A 23,627-nucleotide genomic window follows, 5' to 3' on the forward strand; every position below is an offset into this window, starting at 1 on the left:
GTGTAATCATGGCGACGCTATATTGGCAGACAGTGGGTGAAGGAAAACAAGATATTGTGTTACTGCACGGATGGGGATTGAATGCCGAAGTCTGGCAGACAATTATTCCTCGAGTGGCTTCGCAATTTCGCATCCATTTAGTTGATTTACCCGGTTATGGGCGTAGCCATGATTTTACGCCAATGAGTATTCAATCCATGGCTGATGTTGTCTGGGAACAGGCGCCTAAAAATGCGATTTGGCTGGGATGGTCACTCGGCGGGTTAGTGGCAAGTCGTATCGCGCTCGCTCACCCAAATGAGGTAAAAGCCTTAATCACCGTGGCATCTTCCCCTTGCTTTGGCGCTCATGATGAGTGGCAAGGTATCAAACCTGAAGTCTTACTTAATTTTGAGCAGATGCTGGCTGAAAATTTCCAGCGTACTGTCGAGCGTTTTCTGGCACTACAAACATTGGGAACAGAAAGCGCCCGTGAGGATGCGCGTACATTGAAATCTGTGGTATTGGCGTTGCCAATGCCATCGGTTGAAGCCTTGAATATGGGGCTGGAATCTTTACGTATTGAAGATTTACGTGAGGAACTCACCCATTTACAGGTTCCTTTCTTACGCATTTATGGTTATTTAGATGGCTTGGTTCCACGTAAAATTGCAGGGAAATTAGACGAGTTGTATCCCAATTCATTATCCGTTGTGATGCGCAATAGCGCTCATGCACCGTTTATTTCTCATCCCGATGAGTTTTGTGAAACATTGATTCAGTTTGCGAAATCATTGAACTAAATCAGTGCATTAGAAGTTAATTCGCTGAAATGGAAATAACTATTTAATCTTATAGACAAAATGTGAGCAATCGTGACTCTCGGGGCATCCTTTACAACTGGTACCCGTAAGACACGCGCTCACATCGACTTTTTCAATTTTCCCCATACTGACCAACTTTTCAGCCATGGCATTCACCAGTGCAGCGGGGGCGTTTAGTTGAGAACTCAGAAGCGCAATGTCAGCTTGCCCATATAATGCAATTAAATCTCGGACTTGTAGCAAGCTGGCCATCGTATTTTCCTTAGTGGCAACTGTTGTTAGAACAACCTGAACACTGTTGCGCTGTTTTGGATTTAATATTGAACGTCACGCGGCTGCGCATGCGGCGTAGAGCGGTGATGAGGACAATATTAAACAGCAGCACAGCGCCAATTATGACCAAGCTGCTTTGTGGATGTTCGCTAAATGTGGCGGTTTGATAGAACAGCGCTGCGAGGCTATAAGCCACGTTTAATCCCCACAAAATAGAGAATGTCATCCAGCTTTTGTTGGTTTCACGGGCGATTGCTCCCATTACTGACACACAAGGCACATACAGCAGCACAAAGATTAAGTAACTATACGCTGCAATATCGGAACCAAATTTCGCCGCCATGGTACCCATGGAACCTGTTGCCATCTCAGCATCACCCATACTCGCTTCGATTGGGTTAGATAATGCGCTGATGGAAAATGTCTCTTTTAAGCTATCCCATGTATCCGTGACTGCTGCGCCTAACTCATCGAGCAGGTCAAAAGATTCGGCATCGAAAGGTTCGCTGGTGATCGCCTCGGCGGTGTACAGGGTATTTAAGGTTCCAACAACCACTTCTTTAGCCATTGCACCGGTGATCAAACCGACAGTTGCTTGCCAGTTATCATTGTGCACACCAATAGGCTGTAATACTGGAGTGATTACTTTACTGACGGAAGCCAGCGCGGAATCATTGATGTTGTCCACAGGCTTGCCGGATAACGAAAAGCTGTTTAGCGCGCCAATGAAAATGCTCGCCACCACAATGACTTTACCCGCACGGATCACGAAGCCTTTTAAACGCTGCCAAGTTTGGATGAGCAATGTTTTTGCATGAGGTACATGGTAGACCGGCAGTTCCATCACAAACGGGGATGCTTCACCGCGCATCAAGGTATGTTTCAGTAGCAGGCCTGTTAGGATTGCCACGACAATACCGAGAATGTAGAGGGAGAACACGACGCTTGCGCCATTTTTACCAAAGAACGCCGCTGCAAATACTGCGAAAATAGCTAAGCGAGCGCCGCAGGACATAAACGGCGCCATAAGCACAGTGATCAAGCGTTCACGAGGTGCATCTAAGGTGCGTGCACCCATGATGGAAGGCACGTTACAACCGAAGCCAACAATCAAAGGAACAAAGGATTTACCCGGTAAACCAAGAGATTGCATCAGTCTATCCATCACGAAAGCCGCTCGAGCCATATAGCCGGAGTCTTCCAAAATAGATAAAAACAGGTACATCATACCGATTTGTGGTACTAGTGGCAGAACCGTATTGATACCACCGCCAACACCTTGAGCAAGGAAAACGGTCAACCAATCAGGGAAGTTTGCGGTTGCACCAATCCATTGAATGCCATGAATAAAGATAGCCTCAGACGCCCCTTCAAAGAACGGCTGTAAAGCGCCACCGATATTGATCGCAAGGACGAACATCAGGTACATCACGAACAAGAAAATTGGCACGCCAAGCCAGCGGTTCAAGATAAATTTATCCAGCGCTTGAGTGAGTTTATTTGGCTCAGCGGCACTGTTATTAATCGCGGCGTCACAAATTGAGGCAATGGATTGATAGCGAGCATCTGCAATGAGTAACTCAGGTTCTTCTTGCAAGGTCTCTTTGAGTTTAAGGCGAGTTTCAGCAAATACTTGTTCGGAGATATCAGCCCGCTGGCGGCTATAAATATCGCCTTCTAAAATTTGGAGAGCTAACCAACGGCGCTGCTGCTGACTAAATTGCTGAGCAGAAATTTGCTCTGAAAGCATATCCACGGTTTGTAACAGTTGTGGTGGATATTGCACTAAGGCTTGTTGGCTATTTTGAGGATGGCTATCAATCGCTTGTTTGAGCTGTTCAAGCCCTGTTGCACGGGTAGAGACCATTGGAATTACAGGGCAACCTAGCTGCTTTTCGAGCTGTTTTACATCGATATCGATATGTTGGCTTTTGGCTATATCCAACATGTTCAGTGCGACGATGCAGGGAACACCTAGCTCAACAAGTTGTAATGTCAGATATAAATTGCGCTCGAGGTTTGAGGCATCCACCACGTTGATCAACATGTCGGCTTCGCCACTTAAAATAAAGTAGCAGGCGATTTGCTCATCGAGGGAGGTTTGCTCTGAAATAGTCGTAAGGGAATAAGTACCTGGTAAATCAACAAGTTCAATCTTGTGTTCAGGGGTGTGGAAGCGTCCAACTTTACGTTCGACGGTCACTCCTGCCCAGTTACCGACGCGCTGACGTGACCCGGTTAACTGGTTAAACAAGGTTGTTTTACCAGCGTTAGGGTTGCCAATAAGGCCGATAGTTAATGGTTTCATAGTGTGTATGCCAGTCGTGAAAATGAAAATCTTTATTGGAATTAATCCAAAAATAATTAGTTCGCTTGAGCTTCATCTAAGTTGATCAGAGCTAAATCTTTTTTGCGTAATACTAAGCTGACGCGATGAGTTTCAATTTGCACGGGATCACCAAATGGCGCTACGCGCACAACTTTGAACACTGAGCCTGGAAGCAGACCAAGGGAAAGTAATTTTTGGCGATAGGCCGGACTTATCTCTGGTGAAAAGCCAAGTATTTTATAACTGCATTGAGGAAGTATGGACATAGTACCTTCCAATTACGGTTTATTCTGTTGATTTAACATGAAAATTACGATGTTAAATTACAGAGAGTGTTATTAAGAATAATATTGATAATTATTATTATAAAAGTGGTTATCTTTAAAAGAAATAGAGTGGAAGATAAAATTAAATCTAATTAACAATGAGAATCATAATCATCTACCATGGTTATATTTAGCCTCTTTTTCGGACAATATTAAATGATGTGGATCAAAAAGGGATTTAGTTGGTGGAGTTTTTTAAAACCAGAAGGCAGATGTTAGTATTGTTAATTAATATAATTAAATAAGACAAAGTGCAGATAATAAATTGAATTAGTTATTTAATTTATTTTTATAAGAAAAATGGAATATGTTTAAATTAAGTACTGAGAGATGATTAAATGCATTTTAATAAATGCCCTTGCCGATGAAACAGCAAGGGTATCTTGTCTTAGTACTTTTTTACTAAAGGCTTAGCGCTTTTTACCGAAAGCGGCAGCAAGTGCATCGCTCATCGCACTGTTGCTAGACGCCGCAGAGTTAGATGATGAATTTCCTCGCGCATTTCCTCGAGGGGCAGGCGCTTTGCGGGTATTTCTATCTTGTGCTGGCGCCGCACTACGAGGTGCGCTGCTACCTTCACCGGCTTGTTCATCTAAGCGCATAGTGAGCGCGATACGTTTACGAGCAATATCCACATCCAGCACTTTGACTTTCACAATGTCACCCGTTTTGACGACTTTGTGAGGATCTTCAACGTAGCTGTTTGATAAAGATGAAATATGCACCAGACCGTCTTGATGAACACCAATATCCACAAATGCCCCGAAGTTAGTGACGTTAGTTACCGCGCCTTCTAAGATCATTCCCGGAGTTAAGTCATTCATCGTTTCGACACCATCAGCAAAAGTTGCTGTTTTAAACTCAGGACGTGGGTCACGACCCGGTTTTTCCAGCTCTTTAATGATGTCAGTAACGGTAGGAACCCCAAACTGTTCGGTGGTAAATTCACGTGGACTTAAGCCATTTAATACCTGTGAATTGCCCATAATCTCTTTCAGCGGCTGGCGCACAGCTTCAAGAATTTTTTCAACAATTGGGTAGGCTTCTGGGTGAACCGTTGAGGCGTCCAGTGGGTTATCCCCATTGGTGATACGCAAGAATCCAGCACACTGTTCAAAGGCTTTTGGCCCTAAACGAGCAACTTTAAGTAACTGTTTTCTATCATTGAATTGACCGTTAGCATCACGCCAATCGACAACATTTTGCGCGATCATTTTGCTCAAGCCAGCAACGCGGGTGAGGAGTGCCACAGAAGCGGTATTTAAATCTACGCCGACGGAGTTTACGCAGTCTTCAACGACCGCATCTAACTTACGGGCTAGCTGAGTTTGGCTAACATCATGTTGGTACTGGCCGACCCCGATAGATTTCGGGTCGATTTTCACCAGCTCAGCTAGCGGGTCTTGTAAGCGGCGAGCGATAGAAACCGCGCCACGCAAAGAAACGTCTAAATCAGGAAACTCTAATGCTGCCAGTTCAGAAGCAGAATAAACAGAGGCGCCTGCTTCACTGACAATCACTTTTTGTGCCGTGACGTCAGGGAACTGTTTTTGTACTTCAGCAAAGAAGCGCTCTGTTTCTCGTGATGCGGTTCCGTTACCAATCGCGACCAGCTCGACGTGATATTTTTGACATAATGCTGCCACGATAGCAGCCGCTTTGGCAGCTTGGCCAGTGTGCGGGTAAATGGTATCCGTCGCCATTACTTTACCCGTCGCATCAACGACTGCCACTTTTACACCGGTACGTAAACCCGGATCGAGACCCATCGTGGCACGCATACCCGCAGGCGCTGCCATCAATAAGTCACTGAGATTACGGGCGAATACGTTAATTGCTTCTTCTTCCGCTTTCTCACGCAGGGCGCTCATGATTTCAGTTTCTAAGTGCAGCAACACTTTGACCCGCCAAGTCCAGCTGATGACAGCTTTACGCCATTGATCAGCAGGGGCATTGTTTAAGCGCACATCTAAATGGCGCGTAATAATTTCTTCGCAATAGCTCTCTTTTGGCGGCTCTTCAAATTGAGGATCACAGTTGAGGGATAACTGCAAAACACCTTCATTGCGACCACGGAACATGGCCAAAGCGCGGTGTGAAGGAACTTGAGCAACGGGTTCATGGTGATCAAAATAGTCACTAAATTTCACGCCTTCAGTCTGTTTGCCATCAGCAACAACAGAAACAATGTGCGCATTTTTCCAAATATAGTCGCGAACTTTTGCTAATAAGGAAGCATCTTCGGCGAAACGCTCCATTAGAATGTAGCGAGCACCATCTAAAGCGGCTTTGGTATCCGTGATGCCTTTATCTGCGTCAACATAGCTTTGTGCAAGTGTATCCGGTGATTGGCTCGGATCGTTCCACAACGTATCCGCTAAGGGTTCTAAGCCCGCTTCGATAGCAATTTGTCCACGAGTACGGCGCTTTGGTTTGTAAGGAAGGTAAAGGTCTTCGAGTTCGGTTTTATTCAGCGTTGTGTTGATGGCAGAAGCGAGTTCTGGAGTAAGCTTACCTTGTTCATCAATGGATTTTAAAATGGTTTGCTTACGGTCGTTTAACTCTCTCAAATACCCTAAACGGCTCTCTAGCTGGCGTAGCTGAGTGTCATCCAATCCCCCCGTAACCTCTTTACGGTAGCGGGCGATAAATGGGACGGTATTGCCTTCATCCAATAATGTAATGGCTGAAAACACCTGTTTTGGTTGGGCTTGTAGTTCGGCCGCAATAATTTGGCTTAGAGTTTCATTCATGTCGTGTTTAAATACCTACTCAAAGAACAGTGAAAATAGACTGCACAGTTATACTTGCTGGTAGACAGAATTGCCAGACAGAATTTTTGCCTAGTGGTAGGCAAGTCGCAGATTATATTTTATAAAATATTATAATTATCCGATTTATATACCTTTAATGAAATGAATAAGAGCCTTTTAATTACCCGTGAAGGATGGGACGCTTTAGACAAAGAACTTAAATATCTTTGGAAAGAAGAGCGCCCTCGAGTAACACAATCCGTCTCTGAAGCCGCAGCTCAGGGGGACCGTTCCGAAAACGCAGAATATATCTACGGTAAAAAACGGCTGCGGGAAATAGACCGCCGTATTCGTTTTTTATCCAAAAGATTGGATCAGCTTAGAATTGTTGAACCCGATCCTCGACAAGAGGGGCGTGTGTTTTTTGGCGCATGGGTTAAGCTTGAAGATGATAATGAAAATATCAGAATTTTCCGGTTAGTGGGGGCTGATGAATTTGATCCTGCTAAGCAGTGGATTTCTATCGATTCACCAGTCGCTCGCGCATTAATTGGCAAGCAGGTTGATGATGAAGTGGTCGTTACCACGCCGGGCGGAAAAGTCACGTATTTTGTGCTAGAGATTAGCTATAAACCATTAATCAGTTAAAGAGTAAAATGATTCATTAAAGTTAGTGTTAATGGTAAATTAATGGCATGAATATTATTTTTGTTACTTTCATCAGCAGAATAATTCTAAAATTCCACACTTTGGGGGCTATAAATGCAGGAAAGTTATAAAGTTCTCGTCGTCGATGATGATATGCGTTTACGTGCTCTGCTTGAACGTTACCTCACCGAGCAGGGTTTTCAGGTAAGAAGTGCAGCGAATGCTGAACAGATGGACAGGATCCTAACGCGGGAATCTATTCATTTAATCGTATTGGACTTAATGCTTCCTGGGGAAGATGGCTTATCCATTTGCCGTCGTTTACGTAGTCAAAACAACCCAATTCCAATCATTATGGTTACCGCGAAAGGCGAAGAAGTTGACCGTATTGTGGGCTTAGAAATTGGTGCGGATGACTATATCCCTAAACCGTTTAACCCTCGTGAACTGTTAGCGCGTATTCGTGCGGTGCTGCGTCGCCAAGCGAACGAGTTACCGGGTGCGCCATCGCAAGATGATGCCGTCATCACTTTTGGTAAATTCAAACTGAACCTCGGAACCCGTGAAATGTTCCAAGGCGAAGAAAATATGCCATTAACCAGTGGTGAGTTTGCGGTGTTGAAAGTATTAGTTTCTTATCCACGCGAACCATTATCTCGTGACAAACTGATGAGTTTGGCTCGAGGTCGTGAATACAGTGCGATGGAACGTTCTATCGACGTTCAAATTTCACGTTTACGCCGTATGATTGAAGAAGATCCTGCGCACCCACGTTACATTCAAACCGTTTGGGGCTTAGGATACGTATTTGTTCCAGATGGAAGTAAAGCATGAAGCGACTGAGGTTCTCACGACGTAGTACATTTTCTCGCTCGTTATTTTTGTTCGTTGCGCTCCTGTTCGCAAGCCTTGTGACCAGCTACATGGTTGTATTGAATTTTGTTGTGATGCCAAGCTTACAGCAGTTCAATAAAGTGCTTGCTTATGAAGTGCGAACATTAATGACAGAGAAAATGGTTCTACAAGATGGAACCTCAGTGCGAGTTTCACCCGCATTACGTAAAAAAATCTACAATGAGCTCGGGATTACCTTTTACGCCCATTCAGCGGCGATGGAAGAGGGATTAAACTGGGCAAAAGAGTATGATTTTCTAAGTGAAAACATGTCGGAATACTTAGGTGGCAAGGCCAGCGTACATCTGGAACTTGGGCGTGAGTATCCGATATTGTGGTTAACATCCTACCTAGCACCGGATATTTGGGTGCGCGTTCCACTCACCGAAATCGGTCAAAATCAGTTTTCTCAAGTTTTCCGCTATACACTCACGGTCTTCCTCACTATCTTTGCAGGGGTTTGGCTCTATATTCGCTATCAAAATAAGCCATTATTGGAGCTGGAATATCACGCGGGTGAGGTCGGAAAGGGGCATGTTATGCCGCCGATGCAAGAGAAAGGTGCCACTGAGGTGCGTGCGGCTATTCGCTCGTTCAACCATATGGCGGCAGGGATAAAATCCCTCGAAAATGATCGTACAGTATTAATGGCAGGGGTCAGTCATGACCTTAGAACGCCACTAACCCGCATTCGTCTCGCAACGGAAATGATGGGGCCTGAAGATGGTTATCTTGCTGAATCTATCAATAAAGATATTGAAGAGTGTGACGCAATCATCGGTCAATTCATGTCTTACCTGAAAACAGGGCAAGAGATGGATATGGAATTCTGCGATCTTAACGCTATCCTCAATGAGGCTGTTGTTGCTGAAACCAACGTCGTGGGGGAAATTGAAACCAATTTAGTCCCAGGGCCAGTGATGTTTAACGGTAACCATCTTGCTATCAAACGCGCGATTACCAACATGATAGTCAACGCTTATCGCTACGGAAATGGCTGGATCAAAGTCAGCAGTGGTAAAAACGAAGATTATGTTTGGTTCCAAGTTGAAGATGATGGCGCAGGGATCAAAGAAGAAGACATTCAACGACTATTCCAGCCGTTCGTACAGGGTGAAAAAGCCCGCAGTAACAAAGGTACAGGGCTGGGGCTCGCGATAATTCGCAGAATTATAGATGCTCACGAAGGGAATATTGAGATCCATAAAAGTGAGCGCGGCGGGTTTGCGATTCGAGCTTTGCTCCCTCTCAAAGAACGCGAAGACTGATATCTCGTCGTATTTCAGCTTGTAGGGGTGTTGACTACGCTCAGCTACTCAGGTCACATACTTGTGTATGCTCCCAGGGATAACTTCACTTGCCGTATCTCGTCGTATTTCAACTTGTAGGGGTGTTGACTACGCTCAGCTACTCAGGTCACATACTTGTGTATGCTCCCTGAGATATCTTCTCTTGTCGCCTACCTACAAGCTGAAATACTTAGAGATATGTTGTGTAGAAAGATAGAAAGAAATTTTTTCATTTATGACAATATGTCATATTCCAAACGCTAAGCTGTCATATTTACCAATCTTATTTATGTCATTGTAAAATAAGTCAATAATCATTTTTATCCCATTCTGCTACACTTAATCATGTCGATAAAATCCGCAAATGTCATAAAACTGTCATAAAGATGACATATTGCCGTAACTCAATTGTCCTATTTTCCCTACCGTGACATACACCCAATAATTTAATACTTGATTATTTCTTACATCCCCGGAGGGATTATGAAAATGATGCGTACCACACTAGCAAGCGTAATGGCAGCAACCTTATCTCTGACTGCAATGTCTTCTTTTGCTGCTACCAGCCTGACCGGAGCTGGCGCGACATTCCCTGCTCCTGTTTATGCGAAGTGGGCAGATACTTATCAGAAAGAAACAGGTAATAAAATTAACTATCAGGGGATCGGTTCTTCTGGTGGTGTAAAACAAATTAATGCAAAAACAGTTGATTTCGGTGCGTCTGATGCGCCATTGACTGATGAAAAACTCAAAGAAGACGGCTTATTCCAATTCCCAACCGTGATTGGTGGCGTGGTTTTAGCAGTAAACGTTAAAGGCATCCAATCTAATCAGCTGGTTCTTGATGGTAAAACGCTGGGCGACATCTACTTAGGCAAAATTGCTAAATGGAATGACCCAGCCATCGCAAAACTGAATCCAAACGTAAAATTACCTGACCAAAACATCGCAGTGGTTCGCCGCTCTGATGGTTCTGGTACCACATTCGTCTTCACAAGCTACTTAGCAAAAGTTAGCTCAAACTGGAAAGATGAAGTGGGTGCAGGTTCAACAGTTAACTGGCCGAAAAACAGCGTAGGCGGTAAAGGTAACGACGGCGTTGCAGCCTTTGTTCAACGTCTGCCAGGCTCTATCGGTTATGTAGAATATGCTTACGCAAAACAGAATAATCTTGCGTATACTAAGCTGGTTTCTGCAGATGGTCAGCCAGTTTCACCAACAGGTGAAAGCTTCAGCGCAGCAGCGAAAAAAGTGGACTGGTCTAAATCATTTGCACAAGACCTGACTAACCGTGAAGGCGCTAACGCATGGCCAATTACCTCAACCACATTCATCTTAGTTCACAAGCAACAAGCGGATGCTGAGAAAGGTAAAGCGGTTCTTGATTTCTTCAACTGGGCTTACGACAAAGGTGGTAAACAAGCAGAAGCATTAGATTACGCTGTGTTACCTCAAGAAGTTGTGACCGCAGTACGTGCAGCATGGAAAACAGAAGTAAAAGATAGCCAAGGTAAAGCACTGTTCTAAGTGCCCCTCGGGTTGGAAAAGGGTAAGCGGGTGCTGAGGAATAGCTCCCGCTTATTCACCGTAGTAACGTAAGTCCTACTGCAAAGTAGGCATGGAATGAGAACAAAGCGCATGGCCGAAAAAATAACGGCATTCAAAGCCCCTAGTAAATCGGGCGACGTGATTTTTAGTGCATTAGTCAAAATAGCTGCGCTAATCACTCTCCTCATGCTTGGTGGCATTATTATTTCCCTGATTTTCGCATCTTGGCCAAGTATGCAGAAATTCGGGTTTTCGTTTTTGTGGAATAAAGAGTGGGATGCGCCAGCAGAACAGTTTGGTGCATTAGTGCCTATCTACGGCACCATCGTTACATCATTAATCGCTCTGATTATCGCCGTACCAGTGAGTTTTGGTATCGCATTATTCTTAACAGAGCTCGCGCCTAACTGGTTAAAACGCCCATTAGGTATTGCGATTGAGCTTCTCGCTGCAATCCCAAGTATTGTTTATGGTATGTGGGGACTGTTTGTCTTCGCTCCGTTATTTGCAGAATACTTCCAAGAACCCGTTGGTAATGTCATGTCGAGCATTCCAATTGTTGGCGAACTGTTCACCGGCCCTGCGTTTGGTATCGGTATTCTTGCTGCGGGTATTATCCTCGCCATTATGATCATTCCTTACATCGCCTCGGTAATGCGCGATGTATTTGAACAAACTCCTGTGATGATGAAAGAGTCAGCCTATGGAATTGGCTGTACTACATGGGAAGTGATTTGGAACATCGTTCTGCCTTATACCCGTAATGGGGTAATTGGCGGGGTGATGCTGGGGTTAGGTCGTGCTCTGGGAGAAACCATGGCGGTGACATTCGTCATTGGTAACACTTACCAGCTCGATAGCCCTTCACTGTTTATGCCGGGTAACAGTATTACCTCTGCGCTGGCGAACGAATTTGCTGAAGCGGAAAGTGGTTTACATACAGCGGCACTGATGGAACTTGGTTTAATTCTGTTTGTGATTACCTTCATCGTTCTGGCGATTTCCAAGCTGATGGTAATGCGCCTTGCTAAGAATGAGGGACGCTAATATGTCGATTTCTGAACCTGTTGTAGTGAATCAAAAAGAACGTGCACGCCGCCAAGCATGGCGCCGTCAAGTCAACAGAATGGCATTATTAGTCTCCATGCTGACGATGGCATTTGGTCTGTTCTGGTTAGTGTGGATTTTATTCTCCACGGTAACCAAAGGGATTGATGGCATGTCCCTCAATCTGTTTACTGAAATGACACCGCCGCCAAATACAGAAGGCGGTGGTTTGGCGAACGCTATTGTGGGAAGTGGATTGCTAATCTTATGGGCGACCGTTATCGGAACACCATTAGGGATTTTAGCGGGCATCTACTTAGCGGAATATGGTCGCAAGTCGTGGTTAGCTTCGGTGACGCGTTTTATTAACGACATTCTGTTATCTGCGCCTTCAATTGTGGTTGGTCTGTTTGTTTACACCATTGTGGTGGCTCAAATGCAGCATTTCTCGGGTTGGGCAGGGGTGATTGCACTTGCATTACTGCAAATCCCAATTGTTATCCGTACCACTGAGAATATGTTGAAACTTGTGCCAGATAGCCTGCGTGAAGCGGCATATGCATTGGGCACACCAAAATGGAAAATGATTTTATCCATTACATTAAAAGCATCTGTATCTGGGATTATTACCGGTATTTTGCTGGCTATTGCGCGTATTGCGGGGGAAACCGCACCGTTGCTGTTCACGTCACTGTCGAACCAATTCTGGAGTACCGACATGAATGAGCCAATTGCTAACTTACCAGTGACTATCTTCAAATTTGCAATGAGTCCGTTCTCTGAATGGCAGGAATTAGCATGGGCAGGGGTTCTCCTTATCACCCTATGTGTTCTGTTAATTAATATCATTGCCCGTGTTGTGTTTGCACAGAAAAAACACTAATCCCAGACGAATAAAAGAATTGATAGAGAGAAGTAGCCATGATTAATGCAAACGATATTGCAAACAGTAAAATTAAAGTTCGTGACCTTAACTTCTACTATGGAAAGTTTCACGCGCTGAAGAATATCTCTTTAGACATTGAAAAGAACAAAGTGACCGCGTTTATCGGCCCATCAGGTTGTGGTAAATCCACGCTGCTGCGCACCTTCAACAAAATGTACGAACTGTATGGCGAGCAACGTGCTGAAGGCGAAATTTTACTGGATGGTCAAAACATCCTGACTGACAAACAAGACATCGCGTTATTACGTGCGAAAGTCGGTATGGTGTTCCAAAAACCAACGCCATTCCCAATGTCTATCTACGACAATATCGCGTTCGGTGTGCGTCTGTTTGAAAAGCTGTCCCGCGTCGAAATGGACGAGCGTGTGCAGTGGGCACTGACAAAAGCGGCACTGTGGAATGAAACCAAAGACAAACTTCACCAAAGCGGCTACAGCCTCTCTGGTGGTCAGCAACAGCGTCTGTGTATTGCGCGTGGTATCGCTATTCGCCCAGAAGTTCTGTTACTCGATGAGCCATGTTCTGCTCTGGACCCAATCTCAACGGGGCGTATTGAAGAGCTGATCACGGAATTGAAGTCAGAATACACGGTGGTGATAGTGACCCACAACATGCAACAAGCAGCACGCTGTTCGGATTACACGGCATTTATGTACTTGGGTGAGTTAGTGGAATTTAACAACACTGACAAGATGTTCACCACCCCTGAAATGAAACAAACTGAAGATTATATTACTGGCCGCTACGGTTGATATGGAGCCGACGATGGATACGCTGAACCACAACAAACATATATCAGGGCAGTTCAACGCTGAACTGGAACATATCCATACTGAGTTGATGACCATGGGAGGGCTAGTTGAAGAGCAACTCACCAAGGCCATCACTGCGATGCATAATCAGGATGAAGCCCTAGCGCGAGAAGTGATTGCCAATGACCACAAAGTTAACATGATGGAAGTGGCAATCGATGAAGAGTGCGTCAAAATCATCGCCAAGCGCCAGCCAACAGCGAGCGACTTGCGTTTGATTATGGCAATCTCAAAAACCATCGCTGAACTGGAAAGAATCGGTGACGTTGCGGATAAAATCTGCCAAACCGCACTGGAAAAATTCTCTCAACAGCACCAGCCATTATTGGTGAGCTTGGAGTCATTAGGTCGCCATACCGTGCAAATGCTGCATGACGTGCTAGATGCTTTTGCGCGCATGGACTTGGAAGAGGCTATCCGTATTTATCGTGAAGATGAAAAGGTAGACCAAGAGTACGAAGGGATTGTTCGTCAGTTAATGACGTACATGATGGAAGATCCGCGTACCATTCCAAGCGTCTTAACTGCGCTGTTCTGTGCTCGCTCCATTGAGCGTATCGGTGACCGTTGCCAGAACATTTGTGAATTTATTTTCTACTATGTTAAAGGGCAAGACTTCCGCCATGTGGGTGGGGACAGCCTTGAAAAAATGCTGACTAGCTCGAAAGACAGCAACAAAGAGTAACTGTTAAACCACTGGGGTGTCCGCACCTCAGTGTTCATCTTCTTCATTTTCTTCTTGCTCGATAAGAGTCTTAATCTGCAACATTTTAGGGGTCGCTCCGATGGATTTTCGCCCCTTTTTTTATGCCCATTCATATTCCAAATTGATATAAATATATTATTTAATATTATTTCAAGTGCTAAGAAATAGTTGATAGCTTGTGATGGTCAATTTACGCAAATTTACCGTTAGGGGCATTCAATGAAAGCACGTTTTCTTACTTCCGCACTTTTAGTTGCAGGTCTGGCGCTGACAGCGAATGTCGCTAGCGCAGATAAATTAGATGATATTAAACAAGCGGGAGTGATCCGCATTTCTGTTTTTGACAGTAATCCCCCATTCGGATTTATTGATCCTAAAACCAAGAAACTCGCTGGCTATGATATCGATATCGCCCAAGCGATTGCGGATGATCTTGGCGTGAAATTAGAGCTGCGTCCAACCAACCCAGCTAACCGCATTCCGCTGCTAACATCCGGCAAAGTTGACCTGATTGGTGCCAACTTCACAATCACAGACGAACGTGCAAAACAGGTGGATTTCTCCATTCCTGACTTTGCAACAGGGCAAAAATTTATCGCTCGTAAAGGCGTACTGAAAACCCCTGAAGATATCGCCCCACTGCGTATTGGTGCAGATAAAGGCACCGTGCAGGAAGTGACTCTACGTGAACGTTTCCCAAATACCAAAGTGATTTCTTATGATGACACTCCCCAAGCCTTTGCTGCGCTGCGTAATGGCAACGTTCAAGCGATTACCCAAGATGATGCGAAGCTGGTGGGCTTGCTAGGTAATTTGCCAGAAAAAGTGAAAGCAGACTTTGAAATTTCACCGTTTAGCTTAACCAAAGAGTACCAAGCGTTAGGCGCGAGCAAAGGGGAAACGCGTTTAATTGAGAACGTAAACGCCACCTTGCTGAAACTGGAGAAAGAAGGCAAAGCGAACGAGATTTACAACCGTTGGTTTGGTCCAGACACCAAGGCGGCACAACCTCGTGGTGAATTCAAATTTGCCCCATTGAGCGAACAGCCTAAATCTTAAGTTAGTGATGAAGTTTAGTGAGAGTAAACGCCCCTGCCATGTTGCAGGGGTTGTCAGTTATAGCGAGGCGAAATATGTTCGACAAATTTTTCAGCGGTGACTTCTGGTCTGCGCATCTACTAGCACCACAATACCTTGAGTGGTTTGGCTATGGCTTTTTGCTCACAGTCTGGATCTCGGTTTGTACAATCATCGCTGCCACGCTATTAGGTTTTATTGCTGCTTCAGCAAGAGACAGTCAAATTGCACCACTACGCTGGTTTGTGACCGTTTATATTTCGATTTTCCGTAATACGCCACTACTGGTGCAACTGTTTTTCTGGTACTTCGCCTCGGGAGAGATCCTCCCTGAATCAGCGATGGAATGGCTGAATACGCCTCATGAAATTGAATTTTTAGGGATAACATTAAGCTGGCCATCCTTTGAGTTTTTGGCGGGATTTGTTGGTTTGACGCTATATACCGTACCTTTCATTGCGGAAGAAGTGCGCTCAGGTATCCGAGGAGTGCGCCAAGGGCAGAAACAAGCGGCTCTCGCTTTAGGACTGACTTCATGGCAGTCCATGCGTTTAGTGATTTTACCGCAAGCCGTAAAAATCGTGTTACCGCCACTGTTAGGGCAATACATGAACGTCGTCAAAAACTCATCATTAACCATGGCGATCGGGGTAGCGGAGCTCTCTTATGTATCACGCCAAGTGGATAGTCAATCATTACAAACATTTGCTGCATTTGGTTTGGCGACAGTACTGTACATCGCAATCATCGCCGTAATGGAAGGCTGGGGTCAGTGGCGACAACAGCGTCAGTTGGCTCAGGGGGTATAAGATGGATTTTTCAGTCATTACGGATAACTGGCAATATTTGCTATTTGGGGCTTACCCTGATGGACCATTGGAAGGAGCCGCTTTAACACTAATTATGAGCATATTGGCTGGCGCCGCATCTATTGTCCTCGGCACATTGGGCGGTATTGCGCTGGCGATGCTACGTGGTTTCTGGATGAACCTTTTTGCCGCTGTTTTAGGGTTTTTCCGTGCCATTCCCGTCATTATGTTGATTTTTTGGACTTACTTTCTATTGCCGATTGTCTTCGGAACCGAAATTCCAGGAGTTGCGGCGGTAGTATGTGCACTGGCGTTGATCACTTCAGCCTATTTAGCACATGGCGTGAAAGCGGGAATTTTAGCTATCGGCCAAGGGCAATGGAATGCGGGATTATCTTTAGGGTTTAACCGCTGGCAAGTGTTATGGAATGTGGTGTTACCTCAAGCCTTACGCATGATGGTGCCTTCCTTTATTAACCAATGGGTTGCGTTAATTAAAGATACCTCTCTGGCGTATATTGTAGGAGTGGCGGAGCTGTCATTCTTAGCCACACAGGTGAATAACCGTGAAATGATTTATCCGCTGGAAGTGTTCCTGTTTGTGGCATTTATCTACTTTGTGATGTGCCTGTCAGTAGAAATTATTGCCAATCAAGTGGCGAAAAGACTCAGTGATAAAAGTGCAGTGCGCAGCCGTTCAGCAAAACGCGGTTGGCTGTTTTGGCGCCGTCAAAAGCTGATTGCGCTTTCTTAATTGCATAAAGGCGGCGAAATTCCGCAATGGCGGTATGACAACCGCCATGTCTCTCTCGATATTCATTTACAGTATCAGTCAGTTAGGATATGTGACTTATTTAAAATGACGCAATCGTTTTCTTTTGGATCGTTTAGTTGTACCATGAGCCGAAAAAAACTTTTTTTCGTGCCCACCACGCATCTATTGGCAATCTAGGGCATGACATTTCGACAAGGCGCATTTTAATGACTAATCAATCATCTGGCTCTTCGCAATCGCAGGGTCTGTTTCAGCGTGTGTTTAAATTACAAGAACACGGTACCACCGCAAGAACAGAGCTTGTTGCAGGGTTCACCACCTTCCTGACGATGGTATATATCGTTTTCGTTAACCCACAAATTTTGTCCGTCGCTGGCATGGATATCAAAGCGGTATTCGTAACTACCTGTTTAATCGCAGCCATTGGCAGTATTTTAATGGGCTTACTGGCTAACTTACCTATCGCCGTTGCACCTGCGATGGGGCTAAACGCTTTCTTTGCCTTTGTGGTCGTTGGGGCGATGGGTTATTCATGGCAAGTCGCTATGGGGGCGGTATTCTGGGGCGCCGTTGGCTTATTTATTCTGACGTTATTCCGTATTCGTTACTGGATCATCGCCAATATTCCTCTGAGTTTACGTGTGGGGATCACCAGCGGTATCGGTCTGTTTATCGCCATGATGGGACTGAAAAACTCCGGTATTATCGTCGCAAATCCAGATACCTTAGTCTCGATTGGTAACCTAACTCACCATAATGTGTGGTTAGGGGCATTAGGCTTTTTCATTATTGCCATTTTAGCGGCGCGTAATATTCATGCGGCAGTATTGGTGTCTATCGTCGTGACGACGCTGATTGGCTTAGCGCTGGGTGATGTGAAATATACGGGCATTTTCTCAATGCCACCAAGCATTACCAGTGTTGTTGGCCAAGTGGATTTTGCAGGCTCGCTGGATCTGGCACTTTCTGGGGTTATCTTTGCCTTTATGTTGGTAAACTTGTTTGACTCCTCGGGCACCATGATTGGGGTAACCGACAAAGCCGGCATTACCAATGAGCGCGGGACTTTTCCTCGCATGAAACAAGCACTGTATGTGGATAGCTTAAGCTCGGTAGCCGGTTCCGCAATGGGGACTTCGTCCGTAACGGCGTATATCGAAAGTTCTTCAGGGGTATCGGTGGGCGGTCGTACAGGTTTAACCGCGATTGTCGTCGGTGTGTTATTCCTGTTGACGATGTTTATCTCTCCGCTGGCAGGGATGGTTCCCGCTTATGCAACCGCAGGCGCGCTGATTTATGTTGGCGTTCTGATGACTTCAAGCTTAACGCGCGTGAAATGGGATGACTTAACGGAATCCGTTCCCGCGTTTATTACTGCGGTCATGATGCCATTTAGCTTCTCGATTACAGAAGGTATTGCGCTAGGGTTTATTGCGTACTGTGCGATGAAGATTGGTACAGGACGCTGGCGTGACCTGGGTCTGTGTGTGATCCTTGTCGCGGCGATGTTTTTACTCAAAATGGTTCTCGTCGACGCCTAATATTCGTCATACTTCAAGCTGTGGCGTTGTTGTCTTCTCTCGGCTACTCGGGTCACATACTTATGTATGCTCCCCGAGATAACCTCGATTGACGCCTAGCCACAACTTGAATTATTTAGAATATTACTCAGGATATCTTTCTATTTTCTGGTGATATAGCTAGTTAGAGCATTGGAATGCTTAGGCAACTTGAGTTATTTAGAATATTGCTCAAGGTGACTCTCTATTTTTTGCCCCTGGTGATACAGCTATTGAGAGCATTGGAATGCTTAGGCAACTTGAATTATTTAGAATATCGCTCAAAACATAAATCTCTATTCTGAGTGCAAGACCCTTCAACGAGCTTCCCTTTTGTTGCTTGCATGCAACTCAAATTATTTAAGGTATAATCATTAAAGTACTGTTGCGAATGCAAAGTGAGATAAAATTCACCTAAATTGCAAAGTAGTGCTTTCGCTGCTTAAGGGATCCTGCTAGATTCCGCCGCAGAAACTGATTTTATCAAGGTAGCAAACCATGAATTCACCGAAAAAACCGACCGCAAAAACGAAGAAAAAATACCGTAAGACAAAAGAAGAGCTCAACGCAGAAGGCCGTGAGCGTAAACGCGAGAAAAAACATCGCGGGCATAAGTCTGGTAGCCGTAACCAAGACGGTGCTTCGAATGGTCAAAAAAATGGGCAAAATGTTCAGGCTGACCCTCGTATTGGCAGTAAAAAACCAATTCCACTGGTGGTTGAAAGTAACCAACCAGTTGCGCGTCCTGTTGTGAAAGAAAAGCCTGTTGCTAAAGAAAAACTGACACCAGAAAAAGAACTGGAAATGCTGGAAAGCAACGATCGCTTAGATGCGATTCTGGCACGTCTGGAAGATGGCGAAACCATCACTGCGCAAGAGCAACAATATGTTGATACCTGCTTAGATCGCATCGATGAACTGATGAATATCCTCGGTATCGAATATGCGGACGAAGACAGTGATGAAGAGGAAGAAGAGAAATTTGATGACATTATGCGCATCTTAAAAAGTAAATAATTTCCTCTCTATTCGTTCCTCCCGTGCTAAGCGGGAGGAATCTGCTTAATTTCTCGCCTATCTTCCTTTTCTTTGATGTTGCATCAAATCTGTTTTTCCTAACATCGCTATAATCTTTGCGGTATAGACTCTTTACATAAATAGCTAAAAAATAATCTAAAGAGATATAATTAACAGTGATGCTTTCGAGCTTGTGGTCAATTAAGGAATATCAATGTCAGAGCAAAATATCGTTTGGGATCTCTCTCTCATCCAAAAATATAACTATTCAGGTCCACGTTATACCTCTTATCCAACAGCCTTAGAGTTCAATCAAGACTACAACGAACAGGCTTTTATTGAGGCAACCCAACGTTATCCTGACCGTCCTTTGTCTCTGTATGTGCATATCCCGTTTTGCCACAAACTGTGCTATTTCTGCGGCTGTAATAAGCTAGTCACTCGCCAAAAACATAAAGCGGATGAGTATCTACAAGTCATTGAAAAAGAAATTATCCAGCGTGCTGCGTTACTTAAAAATCGCACAGTGACTCAAATGCACTGGGGCGGCGGTACGCCAACGTATTTAGACAAGGCGCAAGTGAGCCATTTAGTTGGCTTGCTGAAAAAACATTTTCATTTTGCGCCGGATGCCGAGATGTCTATCGAAGTGGATCCCCGCGAAATCGAACTCGACATGATTGACCATCTGCGCAGTGAAGGCTTTAACCGTCTAAGCATGGGTGTTCAAGACTTTAATAAAGAAGTGCAAGTTCTGGTTAACCGCGAGCAAGATGAAGAGTTTATTTTTGCGCTGATTAAACGCGCCAAAGAGACAGGCTTCACATCAACCAGTATCGACCTAATTTACGGTTTACCAAAACAAACCCCTGAAAGCTTCGCGTTTACATTGAAAAAAGTGGCGGAGCTAGCTCCCGATCGTTTAAGCGTTTTCAACTATGCGCATTTGCCGAATTTATTTGCGGCGCAGCGTAAAATCAAAGATGAAGACCTGCCAACAGCAGAGCAAAAACTGGATATTCTGCAAGATACTATCGCGACGCTGACTTCCGACGGTTATCAATTTATCGGGATGGATCACTTTGCTCGCCCAGAAGATGAACTGGCGGTCGCACAGCGAGAAGGGATTTTACATCGTAATTTCCAAGGGTATACCACCCAAGGAGATTGCGATTTATTAGGATTAGGGGTATCAGCGATCAGCATGCTAGGTGATAACTACGCCCAAAATCAGAAAGATTTAAAAACTTACTACGCGCAAGTGGAAGAAAAGGGGCATGCCCTATGGCGTGGATTAGTATTAACAGATGACGACTGCCTACGCCGCGATGTCATCAAAACGTTGATCTGCAACTTCCAATTGAGCTTTGCTCAAATTGAAGCGCTCTACCCAATTGACTTCAAAACCTACTTCAAAGAGGACCTAGAACTGCTCAAACCAATGGCAGAAGATGGGCTGGTGGAAGTCAGTGAAACGGGGATTAAAGTCACGCCACGCGGGCGTTTGTTGATTCGTAATGTGTGTATGTGTTTTGATGTTTATCTACGAAGTCAGATGCGTGTTCGCCAATTTTCTCGCGTCATTTAAATGTTCGTCATATTTCGTGCTGTAGCGTTGTTGGCTACGTTCGCTAACCCTAGTCACATACTTGTGTATGCTCCTAGGGATTAGCTTCTCTTGCCGCCTAGCTACAACACGAACTATTTAGAACATTGGATGCTTGGTATATGACTATTTTGAGTATGCAATGTTTGTTAGATAGTTATCTAAAACATTCCAGATTCCACATTCTGCATATTCCACAGGGCTAGTGCTTCACTTTTTCGATCAGTTGGTAAGCGGTGTTGATGCGCTCAGGAATTGGGTACCATTGGTTGGAGAGTAGCACCACGGCGATTTTTTCCTCGGGAATAAAGACCGCGTAGGTGGCGAATCCGCCGGTGGAGCCAGTTTTATTATACAGAGCGCGGGATTCTGGTGGCATTGGTGGCTGAATGGCATCCACTTTTTGCGGTTTCAGTGCCATATCATCACGGTTACCTTGTTGTAACTGGGCGAGTGAAACCGGCCATGGGTAACTTTCCCACATCAAATCTTGCACAAAAGAATCCGTCATATAGACGCCAGTATGTGTATCTTCCACCGCCTCTTGCCACGGTTTCGCTACGTTGGCCACTTGCATATTAATATCTAAAAAGTGGATCAAATCCTTCGCATTAGACTTCAAACCATATGCTTCATTATCTAAAATTTGCGGCGTCACACGCACCGGCTGATGCTGCTTGTTATACCCTTGAGCATAATTTTTTTGCTGATTTTGCGGTACCTGTAAATAAGTATGCTTCATGCCCAAAGCCGGTAACATCATCTTTTCCATCGCATTTGGGAATGACTGATTAAGTTGTTTAGCGGTAACCATGCCTAATAAACCCACACCAAGATTGGAGTAAGAACGGTATTCACCGATAGGTTTTACAGGGGACCACTGCTGATAATAATGGATTAGCTCTGCGCGGTTAGTTACTGCATCCGGTACAAATAGCGATAAGCCCGAAGTGTGAGTCGCCAGATTCATCACAGTCACTTTATCAAATGCACTATTTTTTAATTCAGGCAAATAATGGCTGACGGTTTGTGCAAAATCTAACTTACCTTGCCCTTGAGCATAGGCGGCAAGCGTAGCAGTAAACGTCTTTGATAAAGAACCGATTTCATACAACGTATTGTTGCTCACTGGCACCTGAGTTTGTTTAGACTGCACGCCATAATGATAAATAAAATGTTCACCATCTACTGAAATGGCAACGGACATCCCCGGAATCTGCTGCTGTTTCATCAACGGTTTAATAATGCTGTCCACATCTGATTTCGTTAATGCCGCGCTAGATAGTGAGGTAAATGCCAAACTCAGGGCGACAAGCAGCCGTCCGTGACGAAAAAGATTTTTCATACAGATATCCATTTAAATAAAAGTTTTAGTTATGATGAGTGACAAGCAAGAAGCAGTCACATACCAAAGGAAGAGTGATTCTGGTGTCGGAGTATGCGGCTTTTTTGGCATTAGTTAAAACGATATAAAATTCGATGAGGTAAAAGAAAATCTTATGGCTGAAAATGCTCGCTACCGTTTACCCCTCAATGCACTCAGAGCCTTTGAGGCATCTGCACGCCATTTAAGCTTTACTCGAGCAGGTATGGAGTTAAACGTCACTCAGGCAGCGGTAAGCCAGCAAGTTCGTGCGTTGGAAGAACAATTAGGCTTAGAGCTATTTATTCGTTTGCCAAGAGGACTGGCACTGACCGATGAGGGGCTGGCATTATTGCCTGTCGTTAGCCGATCTTTCGACCAAATCGAATCATTATTGCAGCAATTCGAAGATGGCCATTATCATGAAGTTCTGAATGTTTCTGTGGTGGGTACCTTTGCAGTGGGTTGGTTATTACCGCGTTTATCGCGTTTTTCCGACCTCTATCCTTATATTGATCTGCGTATTATGACCCACAATAACGTGGTGAATTTAGCCGGTGAGGGCGTGGATTTCGCGATTCGGTTTGGGGAAGGGCTTTGGCCGTTAGTGGAAAATACGCCGTTATTTTCTGCACCGCATACGGTGCTTTGTGCTGAAAAGGTCGCGCATAAACTTAAGCATCCTATTGATTTACAAGATTTTCCATTGATGCGCTCTTATCGTAAAGATGAATGGGAAAAATGGTTTTTAGCGGCGAATGTGGAACCGTGGCGCGTGAAAGGGCCTGTTTTTGATTCTTCCCGTTTAATGGTCGAAGCGGCTTTACTGATGGACGGTGTCGCCATCGCACCAAGCTGTATGTTTGAGCGGGAACTCAGAGCTGGGGATTTGGTGCAGCCATTTGATATTTCCGTGACCCTCGGGGGTTATTGGTTGAGTCGATTAAAATCCAAACCGATGACGCCTGCTATGACGATTTTCCAGCAATGGTTACTTGAGGAATCAAAAAACGGGAACCCATTATAGAGCGATAAATCGGTGCTTAA

At 44.8% G+C, this 23,627-nt stretch carries 21 protein-coding genes; 16 read left to right on the top strand and 5 right to left on the bottom strand.

Annotated elements, in window-relative coordinates; translation table 11 throughout:
* Nucleotides 1-8: 8 nt before the first annotated feature.
* Complete coding sequence (gene bioH, locus H0913_RS01255; RefSeq protein WP_181478640.1) at nt 9-782, top strand: pimeloyl-ACP methyl ester esterase BioH; 774 nt, start codon at nt 9-11, stop codon at nt 780-782.
* Between the two features lie 39 nt (nt 783-821).
* Here bioH and H0913_RS01260 read toward each other — a convergent pair whose 3' ends face one another.
* The 4 genes from H0913_RS01260 to H0913_RS01275 form a co-directional block, all read right to left on the bottom strand.
* Nucleotides 822-1,055 carry a FeoC-like transcriptional regulator gene (locus H0913_RS01260; protein ID WP_154602247.1) on the bottom strand — a complete coding sequence of 78 codons (234 nt, stop codon included), beginning with the start codon at nt 1,053-1,055 and terminating at the stop codon, nt 822-824.
* Between the two features lie 10 nt (nt 1,056-1,065).
* Nucleotides 1,066-3,384, bottom strand: a complete 2,319-nt coding sequence (gene feoB / locus H0913_RS01265; RefSeq protein ID WP_154602248.1) for a Fe(2+) transporter permease subunit FeoB — start codon at nt 3,382-3,384, stop codon at nt 1,066-1,068.
* 56 nt (nt 3,385-3,440) lie between these two features.
* Nucleotides 3,441-3,671, bottom strand: coding sequence for a ferrous iron transporter A (feoA, locus tag H0913_RS01270; protein WP_036948447.1), 231 nt, complete (start codon nt 3,669-3,671; stop codon nt 3,441-3,443).
* A 470-nt stretch (nt 3,672-4,141) separates the two neighbouring features.
* Nucleotides 4,142-6,484 carry a Tex family protein gene (locus H0913_RS01275; protein ID WP_154638566.1) on the bottom strand — a complete coding sequence of 781 codons (2,343 nt, stop codon included), beginning with the start codon at nt 6,482-6,484 and terminating at the stop codon, nt 4,142-4,144.
* A gap of 162 nt (nt 6,485-6,646) precedes the next feature.
* Here H0913_RS01275 and greB point away from each other — a divergent pair, with 162 nt between their 5' ends.
* The 14 genes from greB to hemN all read left to right on the top strand — a co-directional run bounded on the left by greB (nt 6,647) and on the right by hemN (nt 21,199).
* Nucleotides 6,647-7,132 carry a transcription elongation factor GreB gene (gene greB, locus H0913_RS01280; RefSeq protein ID WP_036948453.1) on the top strand — a complete coding sequence of 162 codons (486 nt, stop codon included), beginning with the start codon at nt 6,647-6,649 and terminating at the stop codon, nt 7,130-7,132.
* A 114-nt stretch (nt 7,133-7,246) separates the two neighbouring features.
* A complete protein-coding gene (gene ompR / locus H0913_RS01285) occupies nt 7,247-7,966 on the top strand; it encodes a two-component system response regulator OmpR (RefSeq protein WP_036948456.1) in 720 nt (239 codons plus the stop codon).
* Nucleotides 7,963-9,294 (top strand): two-component system sensor histidine kinase EnvZ, encoded by a 1,332-nt coding sequence (envZ, locus tag H0913_RS01290; RefSeq protein ID WP_036948459.1) that lies wholly within the window; start codon nt 7,963-7,965, stop codon nt 9,292-9,294. The genes ompR and envZ overlap by 4 nt, the downstream gene beginning before the upstream one ends.
* 504 nt (nt 9,295-9,798) lie before the next feature.
* On the top strand, nt 9,799-10,842 hold the full coding sequence (pstS, locus tag H0913_RS01295) for a phosphate ABC transporter substrate-binding protein PstS (RefSeq protein ID WP_154602250.1): 1,044 nt from the start codon (nt 9,799-9,801) through the stop codon (nt 10,840-10,842).
* A 111-nt stretch (nt 10,843-10,953) separates the two neighbouring features.
* On the top strand, nt 10,954-11,910 hold the full coding sequence (gene pstC, locus H0913_RS01300) for a phosphate ABC transporter permease PstC (RefSeq protein WP_036948465.1): 957 nt from the start codon (nt 10,954-10,956) through the stop codon (nt 11,908-11,910).
* Between the two features lies 1 nt (nt 11,911).
* Nucleotides 11,912-12,793, top strand: a complete 882-nt coding sequence (pstA, locus tag H0913_RS01305; protein ID WP_154602251.1) for a phosphate ABC transporter permease PstA — start codon at nt 11,912-11,914, stop codon at nt 12,791-12,793.
* A gap of 38 nt (nt 12,794-12,831) precedes the next feature.
* Nucleotides 12,832-13,608 (top strand): phosphate ABC transporter ATP-binding protein PstB, encoded by a 777-nt coding sequence (gene pstB, locus H0913_RS01310; RefSeq protein WP_154602252.1) that lies wholly within the window; start codon nt 12,832-12,834, stop codon nt 13,606-13,608.
* Between the two features lie 13 nt (nt 13,609-13,621).
* The gene (gene phoU / locus H0913_RS01315; protein ID WP_006663093.1) at nt 13,622-14,353 is read left to right on the top strand and encodes a phosphate signaling complex protein PhoU; all 732 of its coding nucleotides are present in this window, start codon (nt 13,622-13,624) and stop codon (nt 14,351-14,353) included.
* 240 nt (nt 14,354-14,593) lie between these two features.
* Nucleotides 14,594-15,433: an ABC transporter substrate-binding protein gene (locus H0913_RS01320; protein ID WP_036948477.1), complete on the top strand. Its 840-nt coding sequence runs from the start codon at nt 14,594-14,596 to the stop codon at nt 15,431-15,433.
* Between the two features lie 74 nt (nt 15,434-15,507).
* Nucleotides 15,508-16,260 carry an amino acid ABC transporter permease gene (locus H0913_RS01325; protein ID WP_181477845.1) on the top strand — a complete coding sequence of 251 codons (753 nt, stop codon included), beginning with the start codon at nt 15,508-15,510 and terminating at the stop codon, nt 16,258-16,260.
* Nucleotide 16,261: 1 nt separating this feature from the next.
* Complete coding sequence (locus tag H0913_RS01330) at nt 16,262-17,014, top strand: amino acid ABC transporter permease (RefSeq protein WP_154602254.1); 753 nt, start codon at nt 16,262-16,264, stop codon at nt 17,012-17,014.
* Between the two features lie 227 nt (nt 17,015-17,241).
* A complete protein-coding gene (locus H0913_RS01335; protein ID WP_181477846.1) occupies nt 17,242-18,576 on the top strand; it encodes an NCS2 family permease in 1,335 nt (444 codons plus the stop codon).
* Nucleotides 18,577-19,092: 516 nt separating this feature from the next.
* A complete protein-coding gene (yihI, locus tag H0913_RS01340; protein ID WP_181477847.1) occupies nt 19,093-19,611 on the top strand; it encodes a Der GTPase-activating protein YihI in 519 nt (172 codons plus the stop codon).
* Nucleotides 19,612-19,825: 214 nt separating this feature from the next.
* Nucleotides 19,826-21,199 carry an oxygen-independent coproporphyrinogen III oxidase gene (hemN, locus tag H0913_RS01345; protein WP_181477848.1) on the top strand — a complete coding sequence of 458 codons (1,374 nt, stop codon included), beginning with the start codon at nt 19,826-19,828 and terminating at the stop codon, nt 21,197-21,199.
* A gap of 220 nt (nt 21,200-21,419) precedes the next feature.
* Here the strand turns inward: hemN and ampC are convergent, their stop codons facing one another.
* Complete coding sequence (gene ampC / locus H0913_RS01350) at nt 21,420-22,562, bottom strand: class C beta-lactamase (RefSeq protein WP_181477849.1); 1,143 nt, start codon at nt 22,560-22,562, stop codon at nt 21,420-21,422.
* A gap of 154 nt (nt 22,563-22,716) precedes the next feature.
* On the opposite strand from ampC, the gene H0913_RS01355 reads away from it, so the two are divergent.
* A complete protein-coding gene (locus tag H0913_RS01355) occupies nt 22,717-23,607 on the top strand; it encodes a LysR family transcriptional regulator (RefSeq protein WP_181477850.1) in 891 nt (296 codons plus the stop codon).
* The last annotated feature ends 20 nt before the right edge of the window (nt 23,608-23,627 follow it).

The sequence above is a fragment of the Providencia rettgeri genome (assembly GCF_013702265.1).
GTDB lineage: Bacteria > Pseudomonadota > Gammaproteobacteria > Enterobacterales > Enterobacteriaceae > Providencia > Providencia zhijiangensis.